This is a genomic window from Streptomyces triculaminicus (assembly GCF_017349075.1).
Classification (GTDB): domain Bacteria; phylum Actinomycetota; class Actinomycetes; order Streptomycetales; family Streptomycetaceae; genus Streptomyces; species Streptomyces triculaminicus.
Map to the genome: position 1 here is coordinate 202332 of NZ_JAFMOF010000001.1, position 24926 is coordinate 227257.

Annotated in this window: 20 protein-coding genes; 13 read left to right on the forward strand and 7 right to left on the reverse strand. The window is 73.3% G+C overall.

Annotation, left to right across the window (positions count from 1 at the left end):
* Positions 1-45: 45 nt before the first annotated feature.
* Positions 46-870 (reverse strand): DMT family transporter, encoded by an 825-nt coding sequence (locus tag J1792_RS01045; protein WP_307842863.1) that lies wholly within the window; start codon positions 868-870, stop codon positions 46-48.
* A gap of 174 nt (positions 871-1044) precedes the next feature.
* On the reverse strand, positions 1045-1437 hold the full coding sequence (locus tag J1792_RS01050; protein ID WP_086574516.1) for a VOC family protein: 393 nt from the start codon (positions 1435-1437) through the stop codon (positions 1045-1047).
* A gap of 371 nt (positions 1438-1808) precedes the next feature.
* On the opposite strand from J1792_RS01050, the gene J1792_RS01055 reads away from it, so the two are divergent.
* The 10 genes from J1792_RS01055 (at position 1809) to pepN (ending at position 13862) form a co-directional block, all read left to right on the forward strand.
* Entirely contained in the window at positions 1809-2195 is a 387-nt protein-coding gene (locus J1792_RS01055; protein WP_086574518.1) for a hypothetical protein, read from the forward strand.
* Between the two features lie 85 nt (positions 2196-2280).
* Positions 2281-4131, forward strand: a complete 1851-nt coding sequence (locus J1792_RS01060) for a glycoside hydrolase family 15 protein (RefSeq protein ID WP_086574520.1) — start codon at positions 2281-2283, stop codon at positions 4129-4131.
* A gap of 242 nt (positions 4132-4373) precedes the next feature.
* A complete protein-coding gene (locus J1792_RS01065) occupies positions 4374-5111 on the forward strand; it encodes an SDR family oxidoreductase (protein WP_086566582.1) in 738 nt (245 codons plus the stop codon).
* Positions 5112-5166: 55 nt separating this feature from the next.
* Positions 5167-6096 carry a LysR family transcriptional regulator gene (locus tag J1792_RS01070; protein WP_086566584.1) on the forward strand — a complete coding sequence of 310 codons (930 nt, stop codon included), beginning with the start codon at positions 5167-5169 and terminating at the stop codon, positions 6094-6096.
* 180 nt (positions 6097-6276) lie between these two features.
* Positions 6277-6621 carry a hypothetical protein gene (locus J1792_RS01075; RefSeq protein WP_086566585.1) on the forward strand — a complete coding sequence of 115 codons (345 nt, stop codon included), beginning with the start codon at positions 6277-6279 and terminating at the stop codon, positions 6619-6621.
* 114 nt (positions 6622-6735) lie between these two features.
* On the forward strand, positions 6736-8022 hold the full coding sequence (locus J1792_RS01080; protein WP_207246458.1) for a dTDP-4-dehydrorhamnose 3,5-epimerase family protein: 1287 nt from the start codon (positions 6736-6738) through the stop codon (positions 8020-8022).
* 90 nt (positions 8023-8112) lie between these two features.
* Positions 8113-9402, forward strand: a complete 1290-nt coding sequence (locus J1792_RS01085; RefSeq protein WP_207246460.1) for an MFS transporter — start codon at positions 8113-8115, stop codon at positions 9400-9402.
* Positions 9403-9453: 51 nt separating this feature from the next.
* Positions 9454-9951, forward strand: coding sequence for a tetratricopeptide repeat protein (locus J1792_RS01090; protein ID WP_207246462.1), 498 nt, complete (start codon positions 9454-9456; stop codon positions 9949-9951).
* Positions 9952-10113: 162 nt separating this feature from the next.
* Positions 10114-11142 (forward strand): aspartate-semialdehyde dehydrogenase, encoded by a 1029-nt coding sequence (locus tag J1792_RS01095; RefSeq protein ID WP_207246470.1) that lies wholly within the window; start codon positions 10114-10116, stop codon positions 11140-11142.
* Positions 11143-11291: 149 nt separating this feature from the next.
* Complete coding sequence (gene pepN / locus J1792_RS01100; RefSeq protein ID WP_086570890.1) at positions 11292-13862, forward strand: aminopeptidase N; 2571 nt, start codon at positions 11292-11294, stop codon at positions 13860-13862.
* Positions 13863-13917: 55 nt separating this feature from the next.
* On the opposite strand, the gene J1792_RS01105 is transcribed toward pepN, so the two are convergent.
* From J1792_RS01105 to malQ, 3 genes are all read right to left on the reverse strand, one after another.
* Positions 13918-14892 (reverse strand): acyl-ACP desaturase, encoded by a 975-nt coding sequence (locus J1792_RS01105; RefSeq protein WP_086570888.1) that lies wholly within the window; start codon positions 14890-14892, stop codon positions 13918-13920.
* Between the two features lie 196 nt (positions 14893-15088).
* A complete protein-coding gene (locus J1792_RS01110; RefSeq protein WP_242705042.1) occupies positions 15089-15361 on the reverse strand; it encodes a hypothetical protein in 273 nt (90 codons plus the stop codon).
* 47 nt (positions 15362-15408) lie between these two features.
* Positions 15409-17493, reverse strand: coding sequence for a 4-alpha-glucanotransferase (gene malQ / locus J1792_RS01115; protein ID WP_207246472.1), 2085 nt, complete (start codon positions 17491-17493; stop codon positions 15409-15411).
* Positions 17494-17739: 246 nt separating this feature from the next.
* Here malQ and J1792_RS01120 point away from each other — a divergent pair, with 246 nt between their 5' ends.
* Positions 17740-20910, forward strand: coding sequence for a glycoside hydrolase family 84 protein (locus J1792_RS01120; RefSeq protein ID WP_372446054.1), 3171 nt, complete (start codon positions 17740-17742; stop codon positions 20908-20910).
* A 62-nt stretch (positions 20911-20972) separates the two neighbouring features.
* On the opposite strand, the gene J1792_RS01125 is transcribed toward J1792_RS01120, so the two are convergent.
* Positions 20973-21509 (reverse strand): HNH endonuclease, encoded by a 537-nt coding sequence (locus tag J1792_RS01125; RefSeq protein ID WP_086570884.1) that lies wholly within the window; start codon positions 21507-21509, stop codon positions 20973-20975.
* Between the two features lie 279 nt (positions 21510-21788).
* On the opposite strand from J1792_RS01125, the gene J1792_RS01130 reads away from it, so the two are divergent.
* Complete coding sequence (locus J1792_RS01130) at positions 21789-22865, forward strand: mechanosensitive ion channel family protein (protein ID WP_086570882.1); 1077 nt, start codon at positions 21789-21791, stop codon at positions 22863-22865.
* 100 nt (positions 22866-22965) lie between these two features.
* Here J1792_RS01130 and J1792_RS01135 read toward each other — a convergent pair whose 3' ends face one another.
* On the reverse strand, positions 22966-23484 hold the full coding sequence (locus J1792_RS01135; RefSeq protein ID WP_086570880.1) for an FBP domain-containing protein: 519 nt from the start codon (positions 23482-23484) through the stop codon (positions 22966-22968).
* A 239-nt stretch (positions 23485-23723) separates the two neighbouring features.
* On the opposite strand from J1792_RS01135, the gene J1792_RS01140 reads away from it, so the two are divergent.
* The gene (locus J1792_RS01140) at positions 23724-24869 is read left to right on the forward strand and encodes an ROK family transcriptional regulator (protein WP_207246473.1); all 1146 of its coding nucleotides are present in this window, start codon (positions 23724-23726) and stop codon (positions 24867-24869) included.
* Positions 24870-24926 lie beyond the last annotated feature (57 nt).

Below are 24926 nucleotides of genomic sequence, written 5' to 3' on the forward strand. Positions count from 1 at the left end.
GCCGGGGGCGGCGGACGGCGGCTATGCCGACGCCTGCCAGCACGATCAGGCCGCCCAGGCCGGCCAGGGGGCCGGCAGGGAGCCCAGCAGCAGGGCGTCCAGGGCCAGCGCGGCGACCGGCACGGCGTACAGGACGAGGGAGCTCGTCGACGCGGTGGCGGCGCCGAGCACGCGCGACCAGGTGCAGAAGGCGAGGACGGTGCAGCCGAGCCCGAGCCAGATCACGGCGGCGCTCTGCTGCCAGCCGGCGGTCACCAGGTGCCCGGCCGCCTCGGGGGCGAAGGCGAGCAGCGGGAGGAGGCCGAAGAGGCTGCCGTAGAAGATGCAGTCCATGCCCGAGTAGCGGCGCAGCAGGGGCTTTTGGAGGATGAAGGACGTGGCCTGGGCGGCGGCGGCCAGCACGATCATCGCCATGCCCGTCCACGAGCCGCCGCCGTCGCCGCTCGCCGTCGCGACGACCAGGGCGCCGCCCAGGGCCACCAGGAGGCCGGCGACACCCCAGGCGCCGGGGCGTTCGCGCAGGACGAGCATACCCAGGGCGGTGGCGAAGACCGGCGAGGTGGCGACGAGCATGGCGGCCGTGCCGCCCTCGACGTGCCGTTCGCCGGCGTAGAGCAGCAGCTGGTAGGCCGTCATCCCGGACAGTCCGAACGCGGCCATGCGCGGGATGTCGCCCCGGCTCAGGCGGCTGATGCGGCCGGTGAACAGGAACGGGAGCAGGAAGAGGACCGCGAAGGTCAGGCGCAGGACGGCCATGGCCGTCGGCGGGTAGTCCTCCAGTGCGACGCGGATCGCGGGAAACGCGGAGCCCCACAGGATCGCTGTGGCGGCCATGAACTTCCAGGGAGCCGCCGTTCGGCGCTCGGCCACCAACGCACACACCGCCTTCGGTTTCGGATGCGGAAGAGGGCCGGAATGCGGCCTCTTCGGACTCCGCCGAAGCTACCGAGAATCGCGCTATAAGTCGAATAATGAATTCCGTCAAGTCCTCAAAGAATCCCTTTGAGTCCTTGACGGAGGGCGGCCGTCCGCCCGGATGTCCGACTAGCGCGCGCCGCCGCCGAACGGCCGGGTCAGCACCTCCAGGTAGTGACCGCCCGGGTCGGTGAAGTACACGCCGCGGCCGCCGGCGTTGTGGTTGATCTGGCGCGGGACCTTCCGGGTCGGATCGGCCCAGTAGTCGATCCCGGCCCGCAGGATCCGTTCGAAGATCCCGTCGAACTCCTCCTCCGACACCAGGAAGGCGTAGTGCTGGGGGGTGAATTCCTCGCCCTCGTCGACGGTCATGAAGTCGAGGGTGACGCCGTTGCCGGTCGCGACGGGGACGAACGGTCCGAAGGGGGCTCCGGCCTCCAGGCCCAGGATGTCCGCCAGGAACCGGGCGGACTCGTGCTTGTCACGGGAGAGGACGATGGTGTGGTTCAGCTCGATCGACACGGGGTGCCTCCAAGAGCGTCTCGCGGCACCTGGCGCGCCTCACCGGGCCGGCGACGACGTTCGATGCCGAATCGAAATCATAGTCCTGCCCCTTTCGACTCCCGCGCCTGGTCCGGCCGTCGGCGGGCCCGGCGGAGCAACGCCCGTACAACGAAGGGGTGCACCCTCCTGACGACCGCGAAGTGGCGCCTCCCGAAGGGGTGATGGCCCCTCGCTGTACATGCGTACGAACGACCGTACGGCGCCGTATGGCCGGCGGGGCGGCGCGCCCCCTCCCCCGCGCTCGCCGCACGGATGGCCGCGCCGCCGCGCCGGGGCGGGCCGCTGCTCGTACCGTCGGGAAGGAGAGCCGACGGCAGAGGAGCACGGTGATGAGCGGTGCCGAGAGCGCGGACCACGTCAGCGTTCACCTGACCGGGTGCGCCGACGACGACGCGGGCGTGGTCTTCGGCGTCCTGGAGGAGGCGTTCCCCGAGGGCGCCGGCCCGTCGCCCACCGAGAGCCGCCCCGCGCGCCCGGGGGCCGCCGCCGCCACGGTGTGGTGCCTGGTCGTCGACGCGCGCACCCGCCGCCCTCCGCGGGCCGCCGGCCAGACCCTGGGCGGGGCGGTGACCGTCGACCTGTTCGGCGCCGCCGACCCCGTGCGCCAGGTCAAGGAGGAGCTGGCGGAGGCCTTCTCCGTCGAGGACCAGGGCACGGTCCCCGGCGAGCACGAACTGGAGGCCCGCCTCCGGCTGACGTCCCGGCCCGCCGGCTAGCGCGGGGGCCGCCCCGCGCGGGCCCCTTCGCGGCCGCGGAGGTATAACGGGAGGTATCGCGTGTCCCGCCGAGAGGGGACCGGCCATGAAGCACGACACCGGGGGCCGGACGGGGGACTATCTGCCGATCGAGGACCACGGCGTCATCGGTGATCTCCACACCGTGGCGCTCGTGGGGGTCGACGGCACGATCGACTGGTGCTGCCTGCCGCGGTTCGACGCTCCGTCGGTCTTCGGCTCGCTGCTCGACGCGGGGCGCGGCGGCGCGTTCTCGGTGCGGGTGCGCGAGGTCGAGCGGACCAAACAGATGTACCTGCCGGACTCCAATGTGCTGCTGACCCGCTTCCTCGGGCAGCGCGCCGTCGCCGAGCTGTACGACTTCATGGTGCCCGACCATCCCCTCTACCCGCCCTCGGACGTCCGGCAGATCATCCGGCAGGTGCGGATGGTGCGCGGGAGCGCGGTCGTGGAGGTGTCCTGCCGCCCGGCGTTCGACTACGCCAGGGCGCCGCACGAGGTCACCGTGGTCGAGGGCGTCGGCGCCGTCTTCAGCGGACCGGCCGGCGCGCTGGTGCTGCGCTCGTCCGTGCCGCTGCGCGCCGAGGACGGCGCCGCGACGGCGACCGTCGTGCTCGAGCAGGGCCAGACCCTGGTGCTGGCCGCCCAGTGGGGCGGCGAGATCCGGCCCATCGACGCCGAGGAGGCGTCACGGCTGCTGGACGACACGCTGCGCTACTGGGACGGCTGGCTGCGCCGGTCCGGCTACCAGGGGCGCTACCGCGAGGCGGTCGAACGCTCGGCCCTCGTCCTCAAGCTCCTCGTCCACCAGCCCACCGGCGCCCTCGTCGCGGCACCGACCACCTCCCTGCCCGAGTCGCTCGGCGGCGGCCGGAACTGGGACTACCGCTACACCTGGGTCCGCGACGCGGCCTTCACGCTGTACGCGCTGATGCGGCTGGGGTTCACGGAGGAGGCCGCCGCGTTCACCGACTGGCTCCACCGGCGCTGCGTCGAGGCCCCGCCGGACACGGGACTGCAGGTGCTCTACGGCATCGACGGCCGGCCCGACCTGCCGGAGACGATCCTGGAGAACCTGTGCGGGTACCGCGGTTCCCGGCCGGTGCGCATCGGCAACGCCGCCTCCCGGCAGCTGCAGCTCGACATCCACGGCGAGCTGATGGACTCGGTCTACCTCTACAACAAGCACGGCGAGCCCATCTCCTACGAACTGTGGGAGGCCCTCAGCCGGCAGCTCGACTGGCTGGAGAAGCACTGGGAGGAGCCCGACGACGGCATCTGGGAGACCCGCGGCGGCCGCCGGCGCTTCACCTACTCCGCGCTGATGACCTGGGTCGCCTTCGAGCGGGCGATGCGCATCGCCCGCCACCGCGGCATGCCGGCCCCCGTCGAGCGCTGGCGCGACACGGCCGCGGCCGCCTACCGGTTCGTCCAGGACCGGTGCTACGCGCCGGACCTGGGCGCGTACACCCAGTACGCGGACGGCTCCACGATGGACGCCTCGCTCCTGATCATGCCGCTGGTGAAGTTCGCCGGACCGTCCGACCCGCGGTTCCTGTCCACCGTGCGCCGACTGGAGGGCATGCTGGTGAGCGACAGCCTCGTCCACCGCTACGAGGCCGACGGCACGGACGGCCTCCCCGACCGGGAGGGGACGTTCAACCTGTGCTCCTTCTGGTACGTCGAGGCCCTCGCCCGGGCGGGCCGGGTCGGCGAGGCGCGCTACATCTTCGAGAAGATGATCACGCATGCCAACCACCTCGGGCTGTACGCCGAGGAGATCGGCCCCGCGGGCGAGGCCCTCGGCAACTTCCCCCAGGCCTTCACCCACCTCGCGCTGATCAGCGCCGCGACCAACCTCGACCGGGCCGTCACCTCCCACCGCGCCGTGTCGGCCCGGCAGTGCCGCACGGCGTGAGGGCGCCGGCGGGTACGTCCTAGGGCCTGTCCGATGGGTCGGTGCGGGCCCCGCGGCGTCCGGTGCGGTACATCGCAAGGCGGAGCATCTCCCGCGTACTGGGCGTACTCGGGTGATGCGACAACGCGGCGAGGTGCCGTACCAGGCGTCGCGGGGCCTGTGCCGACCCATCGGACAGGCCCTAGGGCGGACACGCCCCACAGCCGGCAGGTGCCGTCGACGACCGGAGCCCGGGAGCCGCATTGATCATCGTCACCGCCGACGGCCTCGGCATCGGAGCCGCCGTCGCCCAGCGGGCGGCGGGCCTGGGCCACTCCGTGTGCGTCGGCTATCTGCACCACCGGCGCCGGGCCGACGCGCTGGTGCGCACGGTCCGCGACGCCGGCCGCCAGGCCCTGGCGGTCCGCGCGGACACCTCCGAGGAGTGCGACGTGGAGCGCCTCTTCGACACGGCCACGGCCACCCTGGGACCGGTGACGGGCGTGGTCAACCACGCCTGCGCGACCGGCCTCCCGGCCCGGATCGGCGACCTGAGCATCGAGCAGGCCGACGCCGCGTACCGGTCCGTGCTGCGCAGCGTGCTGCTGTGCACCCGTGAGGCCGCCCACCGCATGTCCGTCTCCCGTGGCGGCGCCGGCGGCGCCGTCGTCAACGTCTCCTCGCTCGACGCCCGCACCGGCGGCGGATTCCTCTCCGTGCACGGCGCGGCCCTCCACGCGGCCGTCCACGCCCACACCCGGGGAGCGGCCCAGGAGCTCGCGGCGGAGGGGATCCGGGTCAACGCCGTGGCCCCGGGAGTGATCGAGAACGGCCGGGGCGGGACCGGCGGCGCGTCCGGGAGCGCCTGCCCGCCGTGGCACGACGTGCCGCTGGGGCGCGCCGGGAAGCCCGGCGAGGTCGCGGAGGCCGTGTGGTTCCTGCTGTCCGACGCCTCGTCCTATACGACAGGAGCCGTCCTGGAAGTCGGCGGAGGCCGCTGAAGCGCCGGCCGGCACCGCACCTTCCCGTGGCTCCTCTTGCGTGAAAGGAGAACACATGGACATCCGGCAGCTCGCCGCCTTCCACAAGGTGGCCACCCTCCTGAGCTTCACCCGGGCCGCCGCCGAGCTCAAGTACGCGCAGTCCAGCGTCACCGGACAGATCAAAAGGCTCGAGAACTCGCTGGGGGTCAGCCTCTTCGAGCGCCTGCCGGGCGGGGTCGTCCTGGCTCCCGCCGGACAGCGCCTGTTGCCGTACGCCGAGCGGATGCTGTCGCTGGCCGAGGAGGCGCGCACGGCGACGGCGGGCGCCGGGCTCGTGTCCGGCACCCTGACGGTGGGCACCACCGAGAGCGTCATCTCCTACCGGATGCCTCCGCTGCTCGAGTTCTTCCACCGCCGCTACCCCCGGCTCGAGGTCGTGCTGCGGCCCACTCCCTGCGCGGAGACCCTGCGGGCGGTGCGCCAGGGCACCCTGGACGCGGGCTTCCTGCCGGCGCCCAGGGGAGAGCACCCCGGCCTGCGCGCCACGGTGCTCGGGCCCGCTCCCCTGCTCCTGGTCGCCCCGCCGTCCCATCCGCTGGCCGCGGTGCGGCCGGTGACCACCAAAGACCTGGCGCGGGTGCCCGTCCTGGCCCCCGAGGAGAGCGGCGGCTACCGCGAACTGTTCGAGACCGCCGTGCGGCGGGTGCGGGGCGGCCCCGCCGGCGTGCTGGGCTTCGGCACCATCGAGTCCACCAAGCGCGGCATGCGCGCCGGGCTGGGCGTGGGCCTGCTGCCCGCCGTCGCGGTGGCCGACGAGATCGCCGCCGGCTCGCTGGTCGCGCTCGACTGGACGCCGCCCTTCGAGGTCTTCACCCAGATCGTCTGGCGCCGGGGCCGGCAGATGCCGGCGGAACTGCGCACCTTCATCGACAGGTCCGTCGAATTCATGGCCGAGGACTCCGGCGGGAACGAGAGCGGCAATCCGATGTCAACGGCGGCCTGACCGCCGGGAGCTGCGGGAATCGGCATGTCCGATTGAGCGGTTCAGCGAACGCAATGGGCATTTCATTGACCCGACTTCTGTGCGACTGGTCGAATGCATGCACAGACGGAACGGCGAAAGCCGGGGAACTTCCCTTATCCGTGGTCCTGTTGATCCGTACCGAGCCAGAAGGAGCCAATCATGGCTGAGAACACCGCTGTGACGACCCCGGCCAAGCAGCTGCTGGACGGCCTCTACGCCGAGGGTGTCCAGGCCGACGCGAACTGGGACGGCGTGAGCGAGGAGGCCCTCCTCAAGCTCCGTGAGGCCGCCGCCTCCGGCGACGAGGCCCTGCAGTCGCTGATGGCGAACCTGGCCTTCTCGAAGTTCGAGGACGCGGAGCAGGCCACCCGGCTCTCCTCCTCCCTGGCCGGCATCAAGCAGTTCATGGTGACGGAGATCTTCGAGGAGCTGCCGACCACCTCCGTCGAGGACCTGCGCGCGGCCGCCGAGGCGGCCGGCTACGACGTCGAGATCCTCGGCTGACCCACCGCGCCGGGGCGCCCCGCCCGTGGGGGTTCCACACGCTCACGGGCGGGGCGCCCCGCTCCCGACAACGGCCCCGGGGCCGCCGAACAGGGGACGAGAGAAGAGATCACCGTGAGCGAGTCATTTTCCATCGACGGACTGGGCTGGCGCGAGAACTGGCGAATCGACAACGGGAAGGACTCGTACGTCGTCCCCTTCCCCACGCTCCGTCCGGCCACGCTGGTATTCCATGGTGAGACCGAATTCAGCTACGGTCACTATGGAATTCACCTCGGCCAGGCGGACGTCCTGACGTTCCTCGGGCCGTCCACCGGGGAAATCACCGGGTATTTCATCGACTGCCGCGAGGGATCCCCCACGGCGGGCGTCCGGGAACGGCACGTCTGGTCCCCCGCCTCACGACGCGCCCTCTACATTCCGCCGGGGGTGGCCCACACCTTCGACGGCCTGGAGTTCGTGAACACCATCAACTCCTACGAGCTCTTCCTCCCCGACCCCGAGCAGTGGGTCCGCGGCAGCCTGGAGTGGCAGCCCGACGCCGACATCATCAACATCCCGCTCGACATCGCCCAGCAGGACCTGCCGTACTACCGGCCCAACTCCCATCCGGCGAGCGAGCTCTGGTACGACCTGGTGGCCTCCCAGCAGCGCAGCATGATCCCCAAGATCTCGCACGAGTACCCCCTCACGCGCGAGGTCCGGCTCGCCGACGGAACGATCCGCCGCGTGGAACTGCGCAAGCGCCTGCCCAAGGCGGAAGAGAAGGCCTGGGAGCCGGTCGAGGGCGTCATGGGTGCCGGCTGGGTCCGTCACCCCGTCGTGGTCAGCGGCCCCGAGTCCGGCTTCTCCGCCCTGCTCGACCGGCACCCGCTCTACTTCATCGACCACGGCGAGACCGGCTACTCCCACGACGCCTACGGCATCCACCTCGGCCAGGAGGACCGGCTGACCTTCGTCGGCCCCAGGGACCAGCAGGTGACCCTGCACCTGATCGACACCCGGGTGGACTCGCCGACCTACGGCGCGGATCTCGCGATCACCTTCACCCCGGACCCCCGCCGGTACCTGCTGATCCCTCCGGGCGTCGGGCACGCCTTCGAACACCTGGAGAACGTCTTCACCATCAACCGGCCGCGCACCCTGCTGCCGGCGGACGGCAGCGACTACCGCCCCGGCAACGACGTCATCGACTGGCCCCGCGAGCAGCGCCCCATCCCCTCGCTGCGGCCGAACGTCATCCCGGCGAGCCGTGAGTACTACGAGGAGCAGGTGGCGGACCAGAAGCGGCTGCGCGAGCTTCCCACGACGCACGCGACGCCCTCGGTCATGCTCATCGACGGTCCCGACGGACGAAAGATCCGCGTCGCCCTCCGCAAGAAGATCCAGGCCGTGGCCTAGGGAAGGCCGGCCGCTCCCGGCCGGGTCGTGACCGCCGTGGCGGCCGCGGCCCGGCTCCCGTCCGTCGTCGTCCAAGAGGTGGGAAACCCCATGCTGGCCCCGTCGAAAACGCTGGCGCCCCTGCGGCACAAGAGCTACCGGCTGCTCTTCCTGTCCTTCGTCATCAGCATGGTGGGGGACGGGGTGTGGCTCGTCGCCCTTCCGTGGATCACCATCACCATCGGCGGCGGCAGCTCGGACCTGGCCATGGTCGTCGGCGCGGAGTCGGTCGGACTGGTCTCGTGCGTCCTCGTCGGCGGCGCCCTCGCCGACCGCTATCCGCGCAAGGCGGTCATCGCGTGGTCCTTCGTGGCGAGCCTGGCGGTGCTCTCGGCGGTGGCCGTGGCCCACGCGAGCGGGCACCTGGCGGTGTGGCACCTGACGGCGGCGGCCTTCGTGCTGGGCGCCTCGGCCGCCGTCAGCGGCCCGGCGGCCGACGCCTTCACCCCCGACCTGGTGCCCGAGGAGGACCTGCACGCGGCCAACGCCCTGGAGTCCGTGGTCCGCTCGCTCGCCGCCCGGATGGCCGGCCCCGCCCTCGGCGGCGTACTGATCTCGCTGTTCAGCCCGCTGCCGGTCATCCTGCTCGACGCGGCGAGCTTCGGCGTCGCGGCCCTGTGCGCCTGGTCGGTCAAGCCCCTGCGGGCCGCCGGCGGACAGGACGGGGAGGAGGCCGACGGCGAGCCGGTCCCCTACCGCAAGGCCCTGTCCTACCTGTTCGGCGAGCGCTGGCTGTGGGTGCTCATCCTGTGGTCCGGCGTGGTGCTGCTCCTGCAGACCGGCCCCCGGCAGGTGCTGCTGCCCTTCGTCATCCACAACGACCTGGGCGGCGACGCCCGGGACTACGGCACCCTGCTCGCCGTCTTCGGGATCTCCGCGATGGCCGGCTCGCTCTTCCTCGCCTCGCGGCGGCCGCCCAGGCACTACCCGCTGTGGATGCTGCTCGCCTGGACCGCCGGGGCGGCCCCGCTGGCGCTGATGGTCTTCGTGCCGTCCTTCTGGATGCTGCTGCCGCTGGCCGCCGTCTACGGGGTCTTCTCCTCCATGGGCAACGTCTACTGGTCGACGCTGGTGCAGACGCGGGTCCCCGCCGCGGTGCGCGGCCGCGTGTTCAGCATCGACTGGCTCGGCTCGCTCGCCCTGGTGCCGGTCTCCATGGCGCTGGCCGGGATCGGCTCCGGCCGGGAGTTCGTCGTCTGGTTCTTCGTGCTCGGCGGCACCCTCCCCGTCCTGCTCACCCTGCTCACCCTCCGCTACGTGGACCTGCGGGCCCTGGCCCCGGGCGACGATGCGCCCGCCGCCAAGGGCCCGGACGAGGAACTCGCCGCCCAGCCCGCCTGACGCGAAGCGCCCCTTGGCCCGCCCGGGCCGGGCGTGGCAGCGTGACCCTTCATGAACGATGACCGAGACGCCGCCCTCGCCCGCGCGGTCCGCCTCCGCGAGCAAGGGGAGACCGAGCGGGCCCGCGGCGAGCTGCTGGCGCTGACCGACCGGTACCCCGAGGACGCCGAGATCGCCTACCAGACGGCCTGGGCGCACGACAAGCTCGAGCTGGAGGCCGAGGCGGTGCCGTACTACGAGCGGGCCCTGAGCACCCCGGGGCTCACCGCGCAGGACCGCCACGGCGCGTTCCTCGGGCTGGGCAGCACCTACCGCGTGCTCGGCCGCCACGAACGGTCGCTGGAGACGCTGCGCCGGGGGCTGGAGGAGTTCCCCGACGACCCGGCGCTGCGGGTGTTCGCCGCCATGGCCCTGTACAACGCCGGCGAGCACCACGAGTCCGTGACCACCCTGCTCAAGGTGGTGGCGGCCACCAGCGGCGACCCGGGGGTGCACGGCCACCGGCGGGCGATCGAGCACTACGCGGACGATCTGGACGCCTTCCACTGAGCTCCACGGCCCGCCCCGGCGTGGCCGCCGTGCTCCGGCGTCCCGGTCCCCGGACAATGGATTGGACTTTTGGGGCGGGTACCACCACATGATGGAACCGTTCAGCCGGGTGCGCCGTCCCCGGCGGTGACAGTTGTGGTGTACATGAGCTAGGGAGCACGCGTGAGGATCGGAATCGTCGGAGCCACCGGTCAGGTCGGCGCAGTCATGCGCAACATCCTCGCCGAGCGGAAGTTCCCGGTCAGCGAGCTGCGCCTGTTCGCCTCGGCGCGCTCCGCCGGCTCCACGCTGCCCTGGCAGGATGCCGAGATCACCGTCGAGGACGCGGCCACCGCCGACTACTCGGGCCTGGACATCGTGCTCTTCTCCGCCGGCGGCGCCACCTCCAAGGCGCTGGCCGAGAAGGTCGCCGGGCAGGGCGCGGTCGTGATCGACAACTCCTCCGCCTGGCGCCGCGACCCCGAGGTGCCGCTGGTGGTCTCCGAGGTCAACCCGCACGCGATCGCCGACCGCCCCAAGGGCATCATCGCCAACCCGAACTGCACCACCATGGCCGCCATGCCGGTGCTCAAGCCGCTGCACGCCGAGGCCGGCCTGACCGCCCTGATCGCCACCACCTACCAGGCGGTCTCCGGCTCGGGCCTCGCGGGCGTCGCCGAGCTGGACGGCCAGCTGCGCGAGGTCGCCGACCGGGCGACCGAGCTGACCCACGACGGCGAGGCCGTCGCGTTCCCGGAGCCGGGCGTCTACAAGCGCCCCATCGCCTTCAACGTGCTGCCGCTGGCCGGCGCGATCGTCGAGGACGGCAGCTTCGAGACCGACGAGGAGCAGAAGCTCCGCAACGAGTCCCGCAAGATCCTGGAGATCCCGGACCTCAAGGTCTCCGGCACCTGTGTGCGCGTCCCCGTCTTCTCCGGCCACTCCCTGCAGGTCAACGCCCGCTTCGAGCGTCCGGTCAGCGTCGAGCGCGCCTACGAGCTGCTGAAGGACGCGCCCGGCGTCGAGCTGTCCGAGATCCCCACCCCGCTGCAGGCGGCGGGCAAGGACGTCTCGTACGTGGGCCGCATCCGCGCGGACGAGACCGTGGAGCACGGCCTGGCGCTGTTCCTCTCCGGCGACAACCTCCGCAAGGGCGCCGCGCTCAACGCCGTCCAGATCGCCGAGCTGGTCGCCGCCGAGCTGCGCGGCTGACCCACGACGCGACGTCATGAGGGGGCGGGCCGGCCGGCCCGCCCCCTCGGCGCATCCGCCGTCAGCGTACGGACCAGCCACGGACAGCGACGGCGTGGAAGGATGGCCCAGAACGTCGTGATGTGCCGTGATGTGAAGGAGATGCCCTGGTGCCCGGAACGAATCTGACCCGCGAAGAGGCACAGCAGCGGGCCCGCCTGCTGACCGTGGACGCCTACGAGATCGACCTCGACCTCTCCGGCGCGCAGGAGGGCGGCACCTACCGGTCCGTCACCACCGTGCGCTTCGAGGCCGCCGAGGCGGGCGATTCCTTCATCGACCTGGTCGCGCCGGCCGTGCACGAGGTCGTGCTGAACGGCACCGCGCTGGACGCGGGCGAGGTCTTCCGGGACAGCCGCATCGCGCTGCCGGGCCTGGTGCCCGGGCGCAACGAACTGAAGGTCGTCGCGGACTGCGCGTACACCAACACCGGCGAGGGCCTGCACCGCTTCGTGGACCCGGTGGACCAGCAGGCCTACCTCTACACGCAGTTCGAGGTGCCGGACGCCCGCCGCGTCTTCGCCTCCTTCGAGCAGCCGGACCTGAAGGCGACGTTCCGGTTCACCGTGAAGGCCCCCGAGGGCTGGACCGTGATCTCCAACTCGCCGACCCCGGAGCGCCCCGCGGACAACGTCTGGCGCTTCGAGCCGACCCCGCGCATCTCCACGTACATCACCGCGCTGATCGCCGGCCCGTACCACGCGGTGCACAGCACGTACGAGAAGGACGGGCAGACCGTCCCGCTGGGCATCTACTGCCGCCCGTCGCTGGCGGAGTTCCTGGACGCCGACGCCATCTTCGAGGTGACACGGCAGGGCTTCGACTGGTTCCAGGAGAAGTTCGACTACGCCTACCCCTTCGCCAAGTACGACCAGCTCTTCGTGCCGGAGTTCAACGCGGGCGCGATGGAGAACGCGGGCGCGGTCACCATCCGCGACCAGTACGTCTTCCGCTCGAAGGTGACGGACGCCGCGTACGAGGTGCGCGCCGAGACCATCCTCCACGAGCTGGCCCACATGTGGTTCGGCGACCTGGTCACCATGGAGTGGTGGAACGACCTGTGGCTGAACGAGTCGTTCGCCACGTACACCTCCATCGCCTGCCAGGCCTACGCCCCGGGCAGCAAGTGGCCCCACTCGTGGACGACGTTCGCCAACTCCATGAAGACCTGGGCGTACCGGCAGGACCAGCTGCCGTCCACCCACCCGATCATGGCGGACATCCGCGACCTGGACGACGTGCTCGTCAACTTCGACGGCATCACCTACGCCAAGGGCGCTTCCGTCCTCAAGCAGCTCGTCGCCTACGTCGGCATGGACGCGTTCTTCACCGGCGTCCAGGCGTACTTCAAGGAGCACGCCTACGGCAACACCCGCCTGTCCGACCTGCTGGGCGCGCTGGAGAAGACCTCCGGCCGCGACCTGAAGGCCTGGTCGAAGGCGTGGCTGGAGACCGCCGGCATCAACATCCTGCGCCCCGCCGTCACCACCGACGACGCCGGCGTCATCACCTCCTTCGCCGTGCGCCAGGAGGCCCCCGCGCTGCCCGCCGGCGCCCAGGGCGAGCCCACGCTCCGCCCGCACCGCATCGCGATCGGCCTGTACGACCTCGAGGGCGGCAAGCTGGTCCGCAAGGACCGGATCGAGCTGGACGTCGACGGCGAGCTGACCGAGGTCCCGCAGCTGGTCGGCACGGCCCGCCCGGCCGTGGTGCTGCTCAACGACGACGACCTGTCGTACGCCAAGGTGCGCCTGGACGCCGAGTCCCTGGCCACCGTCACCCAGCACCTGGGCGACTTCGCCGAGTCCCTCCCCCGCGCCCTGTCCTGGGCCTCCGCCTGGGACATGACCCGCGACGGCGAGCTGGCCACCCGCGACTACCTGGACCTGGTGCTGTCCGGCATCGCCAAGGAGTCCGACATCGGCGTGGTGCAGTCGCTGCACCGCCAGGTCAAGACCGCGCTCGAGCTGTACGCCGCGCCGACCTGGCGCGAGACGGGCCTGGCGCGGTGGACCGAGGCCACGCTCGAGCACCTGCGCGCGGCCGAGCCCGGCAGCGACCACCAGCTGGCGTGGGCCCGGGCCTTCGCCGCCACCGCCCGCACCGACGAGCAGCTGGGCCTGCTGTCCGGCCTGCTGGACGGCACCGAGACCGTCGAGGGCCTGGTCGTCGACACCGAGCTGCGCTGGGACCTGCTGGGCCGGCTCGCCGCGACGGGTCGCGCGGACGACGCGGCCATCGCCGCCGAGCTGGAGCGCGACAAGACCTCGGCGGGCGAGGAGCACGCCGCCTGGGCCCGGGCCGCGCGCCCGACGGCCGAGGCGAAGGAGCGCGCCTGGGCCTCGGTCGTGGAGTCGGACAAGCTGCCCAACGCCGTGCAGGAGTCGGTCATCGGCGGCTTCCAGCAGGCCGACCAGCGCGAGCTGCTCGCCTCCTACGCCGAGAAGTACTTCGCGGTGGTCAAGGACGTCTGGGACAACCGCAGCCACGAGATCGCCCAGCAGATCGCGGTCGGCCTCTACCCCGCGCTGCAGGTCTCCCAGGCCACCCTGGACGCCACGGACGCCTGGCTGGCCTCGGCCGAGCCGAACGCGGCGCTGCGCCGCCTGGTCACCGAGTCCCGCGCGGGCGTCGAGCGGGCCCTGAAGGCCCAGGCCGCGGACGCCGCCGCGGCCGTCTGAGGTCACACATGCGAGGGCGCCCCGGACCGTTCGGTCCGGGGCGCCCTCGGCGTTGTCAGGCCTTCTCCGCCCGGGCCCGTCGCCGGGCCAGCAGCGCCTCGCGCTTCTCGTCGAACTTCGTCGCCTGGTCGTCGAGGCCGCCCATGAACAGCCCCAGCTCCTCCTGGGCGCGCAGGCCCTCCGGGCCGAGGCCCGTGATGTCCAGGACCTTCAGGAAGCGCAGCACCGGCTGGAGCACGTCGTCGTGGTGGATGCGCAGGTTGTAGATGCCGCCGATGGCGATCTGGGCGGCGGCGCGCTCGAAGCCGGGGATGCCGTGGCCGGGCATCCGGAAGTTGGTCACCACGTCGCGCACCGCGCACATCGTCTGGTCGCCCGCCAGCTCGAAGGCCTTCCCGAGCAGGTTGCGGTAGAAGACCATGTGCAGGTTCTCGTCCGTGGCGATGCGGGCGAGCATGCGGTCGCAGACCGGGTCACCGGAGTGGTGGCCGGTGTTGCGGTGCGAGATGCGGGTGGCCAGCTCCTGGAAGGCGACGTAGGCGACCGAGTGCAGCATGCTGTGCCGGTTGTCGGACTCGAACCCCTCCGACATGTGCTGCATGCGGAACCGCTCCAGCGCGACCGGGTCCACGGCGCGCGAGGTGAGCAGGTAGTCCCGCATCACGATGCCGTGCCGGCCCTCCTCCGCCGTCCAGCGGTGCACCCAGGTGCCCCAGGCGCCGTCGCGGCCGAAGAGCGAGGCGATCTCGTGGTGGTAGCTGGGGAGGTTGTCCTCGGTCAGCAGGTTGACGATCAGGGCGGTGCGCCCGATCTCCGTCACCTTCGACTGCTCGGGGGCCCAGGCCTCGCCGCCCATGACGCCGTCGAAGTTACGGCCGTCGCTCCACGGCACGTACTCGTGCGGCATCCATTCCTTCGCCACCTTCAGGTGCCGGTTGAGCTCGGTCTCGACGACCTCTTCGAGGGCGTACAGCAGCCGGCTGTCGCTCCATACGGCCGAGTCGCCGTGCAGGGAGGGGGCGATGGTCACGGACGGCTCCTGGGGGTGGGGCGGCTTACCAACAGTTACTTACGGCCCCGTAGGTTACGTCAGCGTAAGTTAAAGGCGACATAAAGATGATCGTTCCACCTCGCCCGGCCCCGGTGCGGGGCAGCAAAAAACCGGCCATGACTCCGGAGCGGAGTCATGGCCGGCGTGGTACGGCGTGGAGCGCTGGGCCTCGGCGCTAGGCGCGCGGGTGGTGCGTGCTGGCGACGTGCGTACGGGGGTTGTCCGAGCCCCGGGCCAGGACCATGGTCAGGCCCGCGATGACCAGGAAGAGGACGATCGGAAGGGCCACGTAGAGGCCGAGCGTGTCGATCACGCTCAGGCCCGGGCCCGGGTCGTCGCCGTCGTCGCGGGTGAGCGCGAACGCGGGGGACGACATCAGCAGCATCAGCATCGTGCCGGCGGAGATGGCACCGGCGCGCACGGCGTTCTTGTTGACCTTATTGCTCACGGCCTCAACGTATCGGACAGCCGCCGACCGCGCGCGCCCGGGGTGGCCTATCGGCGTCCGCCGGCTCCGCCCCCCTGTTCGCCCCCCTGTTCACGGAGGTCCTCCATCAGCGCGTGCAGCCGGGGCGAGGCCGTCAGCTCCTCCAGGGACAGCGGACGCCCGGCGGCGTCGGCGACCGGCAGCCGCCAGTTCGGGTACTGATCCCAGGTGCCCGGCAGGTTCTGCGGGCGGCGGTCCCCCACTGCGTCCGGCAGCCACACGCCGACCAGGCGGGCAGGGGTGCGCAGCAGGAAGCGGTGGACCGCCCTGACGGCCGCCTCCTCGTCGCCCGGCCCCTCCGGCAGCAGCCCCAGCCGGCCGAACAGCGCCAGCCACTCCGCCACCCCCGCGGCGTCCTCGCGCTGCTCGACGGCCAGCGGCCGGTCCAGCAGCCCCAGGCGGTGCCGCAGCTCCACATGGTCGCCGGTGAGCCGGGCCGCGGTGCTCGGCAGGTCGTGCGTGGTGGCGGTGGCCACGCAGCCGGCCCGCCAGCGCTCCGGCTCCAGCGGCTCGGGCCGCGCGGCGCCGCCGGCGTAGTCGCGCTCGAACCACAGCACCGACGTGCCCAGCACCCCCCGCTCGGCGAGCGTCTCGCGCACCCCGGGCTCGACCGTGCCCAGGTCCTCGCCTATGACGGCCGCGCCCGCCCGGTGCGCCTCCAGCGCCAGGACGCCGAGCATGGCCTCGGCGTCGTAGCGGACGTACGCCCCGCGCCGGGGCTCGTAGCCCTGGGGCACCCACCACAGCCGGAACAGCCCCATCACGTGGTCGATGCGCAGGGCGCCCGCGTGCCGCAGCAGCCCGCGCAGCAGCTCGCGGTAGGGGGCGTAGCCGGTGGCGGCCAGGGCGTCGGGGCGCCAGGGCGGCAGGCCCCAGTCCTGGCCCCGGGAGTTGAAGGCGTCGGGGGGCGCGCCGATGGACATCCCGGCGGCGAAGGCGTCCTGCTGCGCCCAGGCGTCGGCGCCCGAGGGGTGGACGCCGACGGCCAGGTCGTGGACGAGCCCGACGCGCATCCCGGCGGCGCGGGCCGTCCGCTGGGCGGCGGCCAGCTGCTCGTCGGTGAGCCAGGCCAGCCAGCAGTGGAAGTCGACGCGGTCCAGCAGCTCGCCGCGGGCGCGGGCGGTGCGGGCCGAGCGGGGGTCGCGCAGGCCGGCGGGCCAGGTGTGCCAGTCGGGGCCGTGCACCTCGGCCAGCGCGCACCAGGTGGAGTGGTCGTCGAGGGCCTGGCCCTGCTCGGCGAGGAAGTCGCAGTACGCGGCGCGGCGGCCGGGGCCCTGCGGCACGGCCCGCAGCAGCTCCAGGGCCCGGCGCTTGAGCTCCCACACGGCGTCCCGGTCGATCAGCGCGCCGTGCCGCAGCACGCCGTCGCGCAGCCCGGCGGCGCGGGCCAGGAGGGCGTCGGCCTCCTCGCGGGCGGCTCCGGTGAGGTAGCCGAACTCGGGGACCGCCTCCACCCGCAGGTGGACCGGGTCGGGGAAGCGGCGGGAGGAGGGCCGGTAGGGCGAGGGGTCGGTGGGCGGTCCGGGGACGGCCGCGTGCAGGGGGTTGACCTGGACGAAGTCGGAGCCGAAGGAGCGGCCCGCCCAGGCGGCGAGCTCGGCCAGGTCGCCGAGGTCGCCCATGCCCCAGGAGCGGGCGGACAGCAGGGAGTAGAGCTGGACGAGGAAGCCGTGGCCGCGTCCGTCGGGGACGGGCAGCCGGCCGGGGGCGACGATCAGGGGGGCGCGCGCGGCGCGGCCGTCGGGCGCCTGGGCGCGCAGGAGGTGGCCGCCGAGCGGCAGGGGCGCCGCCCCGTCCCACTCCAGGCTGTCGCCGTCCTCGGTGTCGACGCGCAGCAGCGTTCCCCCGGGGAGCTCCGGCAGATTCCGCTTGTGGCCCTGGCGGAGGACGACGGCCGGGGGCAGCAGGCGCCCGCGCGCGGCGGCCCCGTGGGCCTCGAGAGCGTCGTGGACGGCCCTGGGGGTGGAGGCGTCGACGCCCAGGGCGGCGAGGACCGCGACGACGGTGTCCTCGGCGACCCGGGCGCTGTGGCCGGGGGCGGGCTCGTAGGTGGTGGCGACACCGTGCAGTTCGGCAAGGCGCGCTCTGCCCATCGATACCTCCGTGGTCGCCCGGGCCGGTCGCCTGATGCCCTACCCATCCGCCGCGGCCGTCGACACCTTCCGTTCCCCGATGTCGCTTTGACGCCCCTTCGGGAGACTTCGCTTTCGGTTCCGCTTCGGCTTCCTTCCGTGACCCGTGGGGCATTACCGGCAGTTCGGGCAGCTGCGTTGACACGCCCAGCACCTGGTGATGGGCTCATCGCTCACGGGCGTGACACCAGGGGCAAGGAGAAGGCCGTGCGGTTCCCGGGCGACGACCCCTCGTACGCACACGACGCGTGCGGGCACGAGCCGTACGGACACGCGTCCTACGGACACGACGGCGGCGACCGGCGGCCCGGCCGCACCCTCGGCACGGGCCGGCTGGGCCGGGTCCTCCCCTCCGCCTCCGGCCGCCCCCGGCGGGCCGGAGTCACCGTCCTGGCGGCCGCCCTCCTCGGCGGGCTGCTCGGCAACGCCGGCGACGCCCTGGCCGACCCCGGGCCCTCGCCGGCCGCCGGCGCCCCGGGCGCGGACGCCCCCGACCGGGAGAGCACGGGCGGCCTCCCGCCCGTCTGGCCGCGCCCCCAGGCGGCACGCGCCCAGGGCTCGTACGTCCGGGTGGGTGCCGAGGTCACCCTGATGGCCGAGCAGGGCACCGACCCCTACGCCATCGAGGCGCTGCGCGAGGTCCTGCGCACCGCGGGCGCCCGCACGGTCGTCGATGCCCAGCCCGGCGGCACCCCGCCGCCGGCCGGGCTCATCGTCTACGCGGGCGGGCAGGCGGCCGAGGACGCCCTGCGGTCGCTGGGCGCGGGCCCCATCGCCGACCTGCCCCGCGGCGGCTACCGCCTGGCGACGGGCACCGCCGGCGGCCGGCCGGCGGTGGCGCTGGCGGGCATGGGCACCGACGGGCTCTTCCACGCCGCGCAGACGCTGCGCCAGCTGGTGGTGGAGCGGGACGGCGGGCACGGCTTCGCGGGCGCGGTGATCCGGGACTGGCCCGTCACGGCGGTGCGCGGCGTCACCGAGGGCTTCTACGGCAGGCCCTGGTCCCAGCCGCAGCGGCTGGCCCAGCTGGACTTCATGGGCCGCAACAAGCTCAACCGCTACCTCTACGCGCCCGGCGACGACCCCTACCGCCAGGCCCGCTGGCGCGACCCCTACCCCGCCACGCAGCGCGCGGAGTTCCGGGTGCTGGCCGAGCGGGCCCGTCGCAACCATGTGACGCTGGGCTGGGCGGTCTCCCCGGGGCAGGCCATGTGCTTCTCCTCGGCCGGGGACATGCGGGCGCTCAAGCGCAAGGTCGACGCCATGTGGGCGCTGGGGGTGCGCGCCTTCCAGCTGCAGTTCGAGGACGTCAGCTACAGCGAGTGGCACTGCGACGCGGACGCCGACGCGTTCGGATCGGGCCCCAAGGCGGCGGCCAAGGCACAGGCGAAGGTGGCGGGCGAGCTGGCCCGGCACCTGGCCGCCAAGGGCGACGCGGCAGCCCCCCTGTCGCTGCTGCCCACCGAGTACTACCAGGACGGCCGCACCGCCTTCCGCAGGGCGCTGGCCGACGCGCTGGACCCACGGGTGGAGGTGGCGTGGACGGGCGTGGGGGTGGTGCCCAAGACCATCACCGGCGGCGAACTGGCCGACGCCCGCGCGGCCTTCGGCCACCCGCTGGTGACCATGGACAACTACCCGGTCAACGACTTCGCGCAGGACCGTATCTTCCTCGGCCCCTACACCGGCCGCGAGCCGGCCGTGGCCACCGGCTCGGCCGCGCTGCTCGCCAACGCCTCGGCCCAGCCGACCGCGTCCCGCATCCCGCTGTTCACCACCGCCGACTACGCCTGGAACCCGCGCGGCTACCGGCCCGAGGAGTCCTGGCGGGCCGCCGTCGACGACCTCGCGGGCGGTGACGGCCAGGCCCGCGAGGCGCTGCGGGCGCTCGCCGGCAACGACGCCTCCTCCGTGCTGGGCGGCGAGGAGTCGGCGTACCTGCGGCCGCTGCTGGACGACTTCTGGGCGGCGCTGGCCGGCTCCGACGCCGGCAGGCTGGAGGGGGCCGCGGAGAAGCTGCGGGCCGCCTTCCGCACCATGGCCTCGGCGCGCGAGAAGCTCTCCCCCGCCCTCGGCGCGGAGGTGCGGCCGTGGCTGGAGCAGCTGGCCCGGCACGGCGAGGCGGGCGTGCGGGCCGTGGACATGCTCACCGCCCAGGCGCGCGGCGACGGCGCCGGGGCCTGGCGGGCCCAGCTGGACGTCCAGCGGCTGCGCGGGCGGATCGGCCAGGACCGGGTGACCGTGGGCACGGGCGTGCTGACGCCCTTCCTGGACCAGGCCCTGGTCCGGGCCAACGGCTGGACCGGGGTGGACCGGCCGCTGCGCACGGCGGGCCGGGCCACCGACGGCGACCCGGCCACCGCCCTCCGCCCGAAGCCCGGCGAACCGCTGTCCGTACGGCTGCCCGAGCCGCACCCGCTGACCGTCGTCACCCTGCTCACCGACCCCGGGCAGGGGCGGCAGCCGGCGGGCACCGTCGAGGCGCACGACCCGGTCAAGGGCTGGCAGCCGCTGGGGCCCGTGGAGGCCGGCGGCTGGACGCAGGTGCCCGGCAAGGGGCTGCGGGCGGACGCGCTGCGGGTGGTGTGGAGCGGGGACGCGGCGGCGGCCCCGCCGGCCGTGCACGAGCTCACCCCCTGGTACGCCGACACCCGCACGGCCGTCTTCGAGGTCGGGCAGGGCGAGGTGGACGCGGAGACCGGCGGCAGGCCGGCCGTCATCGAGGCCCGGATGATCAACCAGCGCCCGGAGGCGGTGCACGAGAAGCTCACCGTCAAGGTGCCCGACGGGGTGACGGTCAAGGCCCCGGCCGAGCTGTCCGCGGTGCGCGGGGGCGTCACCACGGCCCGGATCGAGCTGACCGTGCCGGCCGGGAGCCCGGGCCGGGCGTTCGCGGTGCCCGTCAGCCTCGCCGGACAGGAGCGGACCGTAACCGTCCGGGCGTTTCCGCCGACCGGTGGACCCGACCTGGCGCCGGGCGGCCGGGCGACCTCCTCCGGCGACGAGACCTCCCGCTTCCCGGCCTCCGCGGCGCTCGACGGCGACCCGCGCACCCGCTGGTCCTCACCCGCCCGGGACGACGCCTGGTGGCAGCTGGAGCTGGCCCGCCCGGTCCGGCTGGGCCGGCTCGTCCTGCACTGGCAGGAGGCCCACCCCGCCCGCTACCGCGTCCAGGTCTCCCCGGACGGCCGCACCTGGCGCGACGCGGCCGCCGTCGCCGACGGCAAGGGCGGCGTGGAGGCCGTGCGCATGGACGCGCCGGACGCGCGCTTCGTGCGCGTCCAGGGCGAGAAACGGGCCACGCGCTTCGGTTACTCGCTGTGGCAGGTGGAGGCGTACGCCGTGCGCGAGCCCGGAAAGGGCGAGCAGACGCGCTGAGACCGGGTCATCGCCGCGTCCGGGACACCACGCGCCCCGCAGACGACGATGGCCCGGTGATCTCAGGCGGAGATGCCGTCGATCCGGGCCATCGCGTCCTCCGCGCCGTAGGCTTCCAGGTACGGCAGCCAGCGCGGATCCCTATGGCCCGTGCCGATGATCCGCCAGGCCAGGCCGGACGGCGGCGCGGGTTGGTGACGCAGCCGCCAGCCGAGCTCGGCGACGTGCCGGTCGGCCTTGACGTGGTTGCAGCGACGGCACGCCGCGACCACGTTCTCCCAGGCGTGCTGGCCGCCTCGGCTGCGCGGGACGACGTGGTCGACGCTGGTTGCGACGCCACCGCAGTAGGCGCAGCGCCCGCCGTCGCGGGCGAAGAGGGCACGGCGGGTGAGCGGGACGGGGCCCCGAAAGGGCACCCGCACGAAGCGCTTCAGCCTGACGACGCTGGGGGCGGGGACGGTGCAGGACGCGCTGTGCAGATAGGCGCCGGAGTCCTCGAGGCTGATGGCCTTCTCATTGAGGACGAGTATGAGCGCGCGGCGGAGCGGTACGACGCCGAGCGGCTCGTACGACGCGTTGAGGACCAGGACATGCGGCACGGGTGCCTCCTTGTACGCCGGCGGCGCGTGGCTCGCGCCGGGACGATCTCCTGCAAGTGTCCCCTGGCCCCCGCCACCGGCGCCACCATCACTGAGTAACGGGTCTCAGGTGTTTTGGAGCACACCGGGGAGCACTGCCGGACCCACCACGGCCATCCCCGCGCAAGAGCGGTCCCGTATCGAACAGAACAACGGGGCACCTTGCCTGCCCCGTTAGTGTGGTGGATCGCCCGCATCGCTCCTCGTCGCGGGTCCGTCCCACACCGGAGGATTCCTGCTGTGTTCTGGTCCGCTGCCCTGGCCGCAGACTCGACGCCTCGTCCCACGTCCCTGGACGAGGCCCAACGCACGGCGAACGACGCCGCGGGCTGGGTCGAGCAGAACTGGTCCGTCTGGCTCAGCAACGGCCTGCGCATCATCCTGATCCTGCTGATCGCGGTGGCCATGCGGCACCTGATCCGACGCGCCATCACCAAGCTCATAGCGCGGATGAACCGCACCGCCCAGGCGGTCGACGGCACCGCCCTGGGCAGCCTGCTGGTCAACGCCGAGCGGCGGCGGCAGCGCTCGGAGGCCATCGGTTCGGTGCTGCGCAGCGTCGCCTCGTTCGTGATCATGGGAACGGCGGCCCTGACGGTCCTCTCCGTACTCAAGATCAACCTTGCTCCGCTGCTGGCCAGCGCGGGTGTGGCCGGTGTCGCCATCGGTTTCGGCGCCCGCAATCTGGTCACCGACTTCCTCTCCGGCGTCTTCATGATCCTCGAGGACCAGTACGGGGTCGGCGACACGATCGACGCCGGGGTGGCCTCCGGCGAGGTGATCGAGGTCGGCCTGCGGGTGACCAAGCTGCGCGGCGTGGACGGCGAGATCTGGTACGTGCGCAACGGCGAGGTCAAGCGGATCGGCAACCTCAGCCAGGGCTGGGCGACCGCGGGCGTCGACGTCCAGGTGCGCGCGGACGAGGACCTGGACCGGGTGCGCGAGGTGATCACCCGGACCGGTGAGGAGATGCGCAAGGCCGAGCCGTGGAGCGAGCGGCTGTGGGAGCCGGTCGAGGTGCTCGGCCTGAACGCGATCTACCTCGACTCGGTGATCATCCGGGTCTCGGTGAAGACCATGCCGGGCAAGGCCGTCGGGGTGGAGCGCGAGCTGCGCTGGCGCATCAAGCGGGCGCTGGACGCGGAGGGCATCCGCATCGTGGGCCGCCCCCTCGACCCGGACCTGGAGACCGTGATCATCGCGGATCCGGCGGCCGCCGTCGCGGCCCCGTCCGCGCTGGCGAACCCCACGTCCCCGCAGTCCCAGGCGACGACACCGATCCCGCCGGTCACGCCGGGAGTTCCCATAGGCAAGTGACGCACAGGACGCACAGGACGCAAGGGCCCCCTCGCCGCCGATGTGGCGAGGGGGCCCTTGCGTATGCACGCCGACCGCGCGGGTCTCGGCGTCGGCCGTTTCAGCCCACCGGCGCGCCCTGCACCTGGAAGACCTTGTCCAGGAACGCGTCGAGGTTGCCCGTCATCCGGGCCACGCGCTCCTCCACCGAGAGCGACTCCTTGTACCGCATGGTCAGCTCCGGAACCTTCTTGCCCCGTACGTACAGGGAACAGGCCAGGTCCGTGCAGATGTAGGTGCCGACGGTGTTGCCGTCGCGGCCGGAGGCGCCGACCTTGCGGGCGGCGAGCAGGGATACGCCCGAGCCGGCGTGGCCGGTCAGGCACACGGAGCACAGGGTGGTCTTGGCCATGCTGCGGGGGCCGCCCTGCGGCACGCGCAGGGTGACGCCGACGGGTTCGCCGCCCCGCAGGGCGACGATGTAGCCCCGGTCCGGCGCACCCGGGTCACGCCAGCCGAGGAAGTCCAGGTCCGCCCAGGGAAGTTCGGCCAGCCCCTTGGGCAGGCTGATCCTGCGCGCCTCGCCCTTCGAGCAGTTCACGAAGGAGGCGCGTATGGCGTTTTCACCGAGTTGTTCCATGTGGCAGGAAGCTAACAGCGGCGGGTGGGGGGCGTCGCCTGATTTTTACGGTCGCCGGCACCCGGGCGCCACGGCACGCGGGGCGGGTCCCGGCCCTCTTGACGGCCTGCCGAGGCGCCCAATAGCGTCCCTCCGCCATTAGGAAACTTTCCTTACAATTCCCTGCCGGACCCCTGACAGACGGGTGCACAGCCATGGCCGGAGCCGGAGTCCCCGGGAGGCCCCGCGTCCTGCGGGCCATGAACGACCGCGCCGCGCTCGACCTCCTCCTCGAGGAAGGCCCGCTCACCCGCACCCGCCTCGGCGAGCTGACCGGCCTGTCCAAGCCCACCGCCTCCCAGCTGCTCGGCCGGCTGACGGCCGCCGGCCTGGTCCGCGTCACCGGCAACGTCACCGGCCGCCCCGGGCCCAACGCCCAGCTCTACGAGATCGAGCCCACCGCCGCGCACGTGGCCGGCCTCGCCGTCGACGAGAAGGGCATCACCGCCGCCGTCGCGGACATCACCGGCACCGTCACCGGCGAACACCGCGTCGCCGCCCCGGCCACGGACGAGCGGGTGTGCGAGCCGGTGGCCGAGGCGGTGGACGGCGCCCTGGCCGCCGCCGGGCTCGGCCGGGCCGCCCTGCGGCACACGGTCATCGGCACCCCCGGCGCCCTCGACCCCCGCACCGGCACGCTGCGCTACGCCCCGCACCTGCCCGGCTGGCAGGCGCCCGCCCTGCGCGCCGAACTCGCCGCGCTCCTCGGCACGCCCGTCGTCATCGAGAACGACGTCAACCTCGCCGCCCTCGCCGAGCGCCACCGCGGCGCGGCCCGCGACGCCGACGACTACGTCCTGCTGTGGATCGACGAGGGCGTGGGCGCCGCCATCGTCCTCGGCGGGCGACTGCTGCGCGGCGCGACCGGCGGCGCGGGCGAGGTCGGCTACATGCCGCTGCCCGGCGCCCCGCTCGCGCGCGGCGGCCCCCAGGCCACCGCCGGGCCGGACGGCGGGGGCGGCTTCCAGATGCTCGTGGGCTCGGCGGCCGTGCTCGGCCTCGCCCGCGAGCACGGCATCGACGCCCCGACGGCCCCCCAGGCCCTGCTCCTCGCGGCCTCCAGCCCAGGCGCGGGCGAGGACTTCCTCGCCGCGCTCGCCGCACGCGTCGCCACCGGGCTGGCGGCGATCGTCGCCGTCGTCGACCCCGAACTGGTGGTGCTCGGCGGCGAGGTCGGCCGGGCCGGCGGCGAGCGGCTGCGCGAGCTGGTCGAGGACGAGCTGACCGGGCTGGCGCTGCCCCGGCCGCGGCTGCGGCTGAGCGGCGTCGAGGGCTCCCCCGTCCTGGCCGGCGCGCTGTACGGCGCGCTGGCCGCCGCCCGCGACACCGTCTTCGACACCGCCTGAACGTCCCCTTCCGGCCGCCCGCCCCGCTCCTCGCCGTACGTCCAGCGCAGCCCTACG

What these genes read in the sequence shown, in the direction of transcription:
- J1792_RS01055 (WP_086574518.1), top strand. Translation starts at nt 1,809, where the DNA reads ATGAGCGGTGCCGAGAGCGCGGACCACGTCAGCGTTCACCTGACCGGG.
- J1792_RS01060 (WP_086574520.1), top strand. Translation starts at nt 2,281, where the DNA reads ATGAAGCACGACACCGGGGGCCGGACGGGGGACTATCTGCCGATCGAG.
- J1792_RS01070 (WP_086566584.1), top strand. Translation starts at nt 5,167, where the DNA reads ATGGACATCCGGCAGCTCGCCGCCTTCCACAAGGTGGCCACCCTCCTG.
- J1792_RS01075 (WP_086566585.1), top strand. Translation starts at nt 6,277, where the DNA reads ATGGCTGAGAACACCGCTGTGACGACCCCGGCCAAGCAGCTGCTGGAC.
- J1792_RS01085 (WP_207246460.1), top strand. Translation starts at nt 8,113, where the DNA reads ATGCTGGCCCCGTCGAAAACGCTGGCGCCCCTGCGGCACAAGAGCTAC.
- J1792_RS01090 (WP_207246462.1), top strand. Translation starts at nt 9,454, where the DNA reads ATGAACGATGACCGAGACGCCGCCCTCGCCCGCGCGGTCCGCCTCCGC.
- malQ (WP_207246472.1), bottom strand. Translation starts at nt 17,493, where the DNA reads ATGGGCAGAGCGCGCCTTGCCGAACTGCACGGTGTCGCCACCACCTAC.
- J1792_RS01135 (WP_086570880.1), bottom strand. Translation starts at nt 23,484, where the DNA reads ATGGAACAACTCGGTGAAAACGCCATACGCGCCTCCTTCGTGAACTGC.
- J1792_RS01140 (WP_207246473.1), top strand. Translation starts at nt 23,724, where the DNA reads ATGAACGACCGCGCCGCGCTCGACCTCCTCCTCGAGGAAGGCCCGCTC.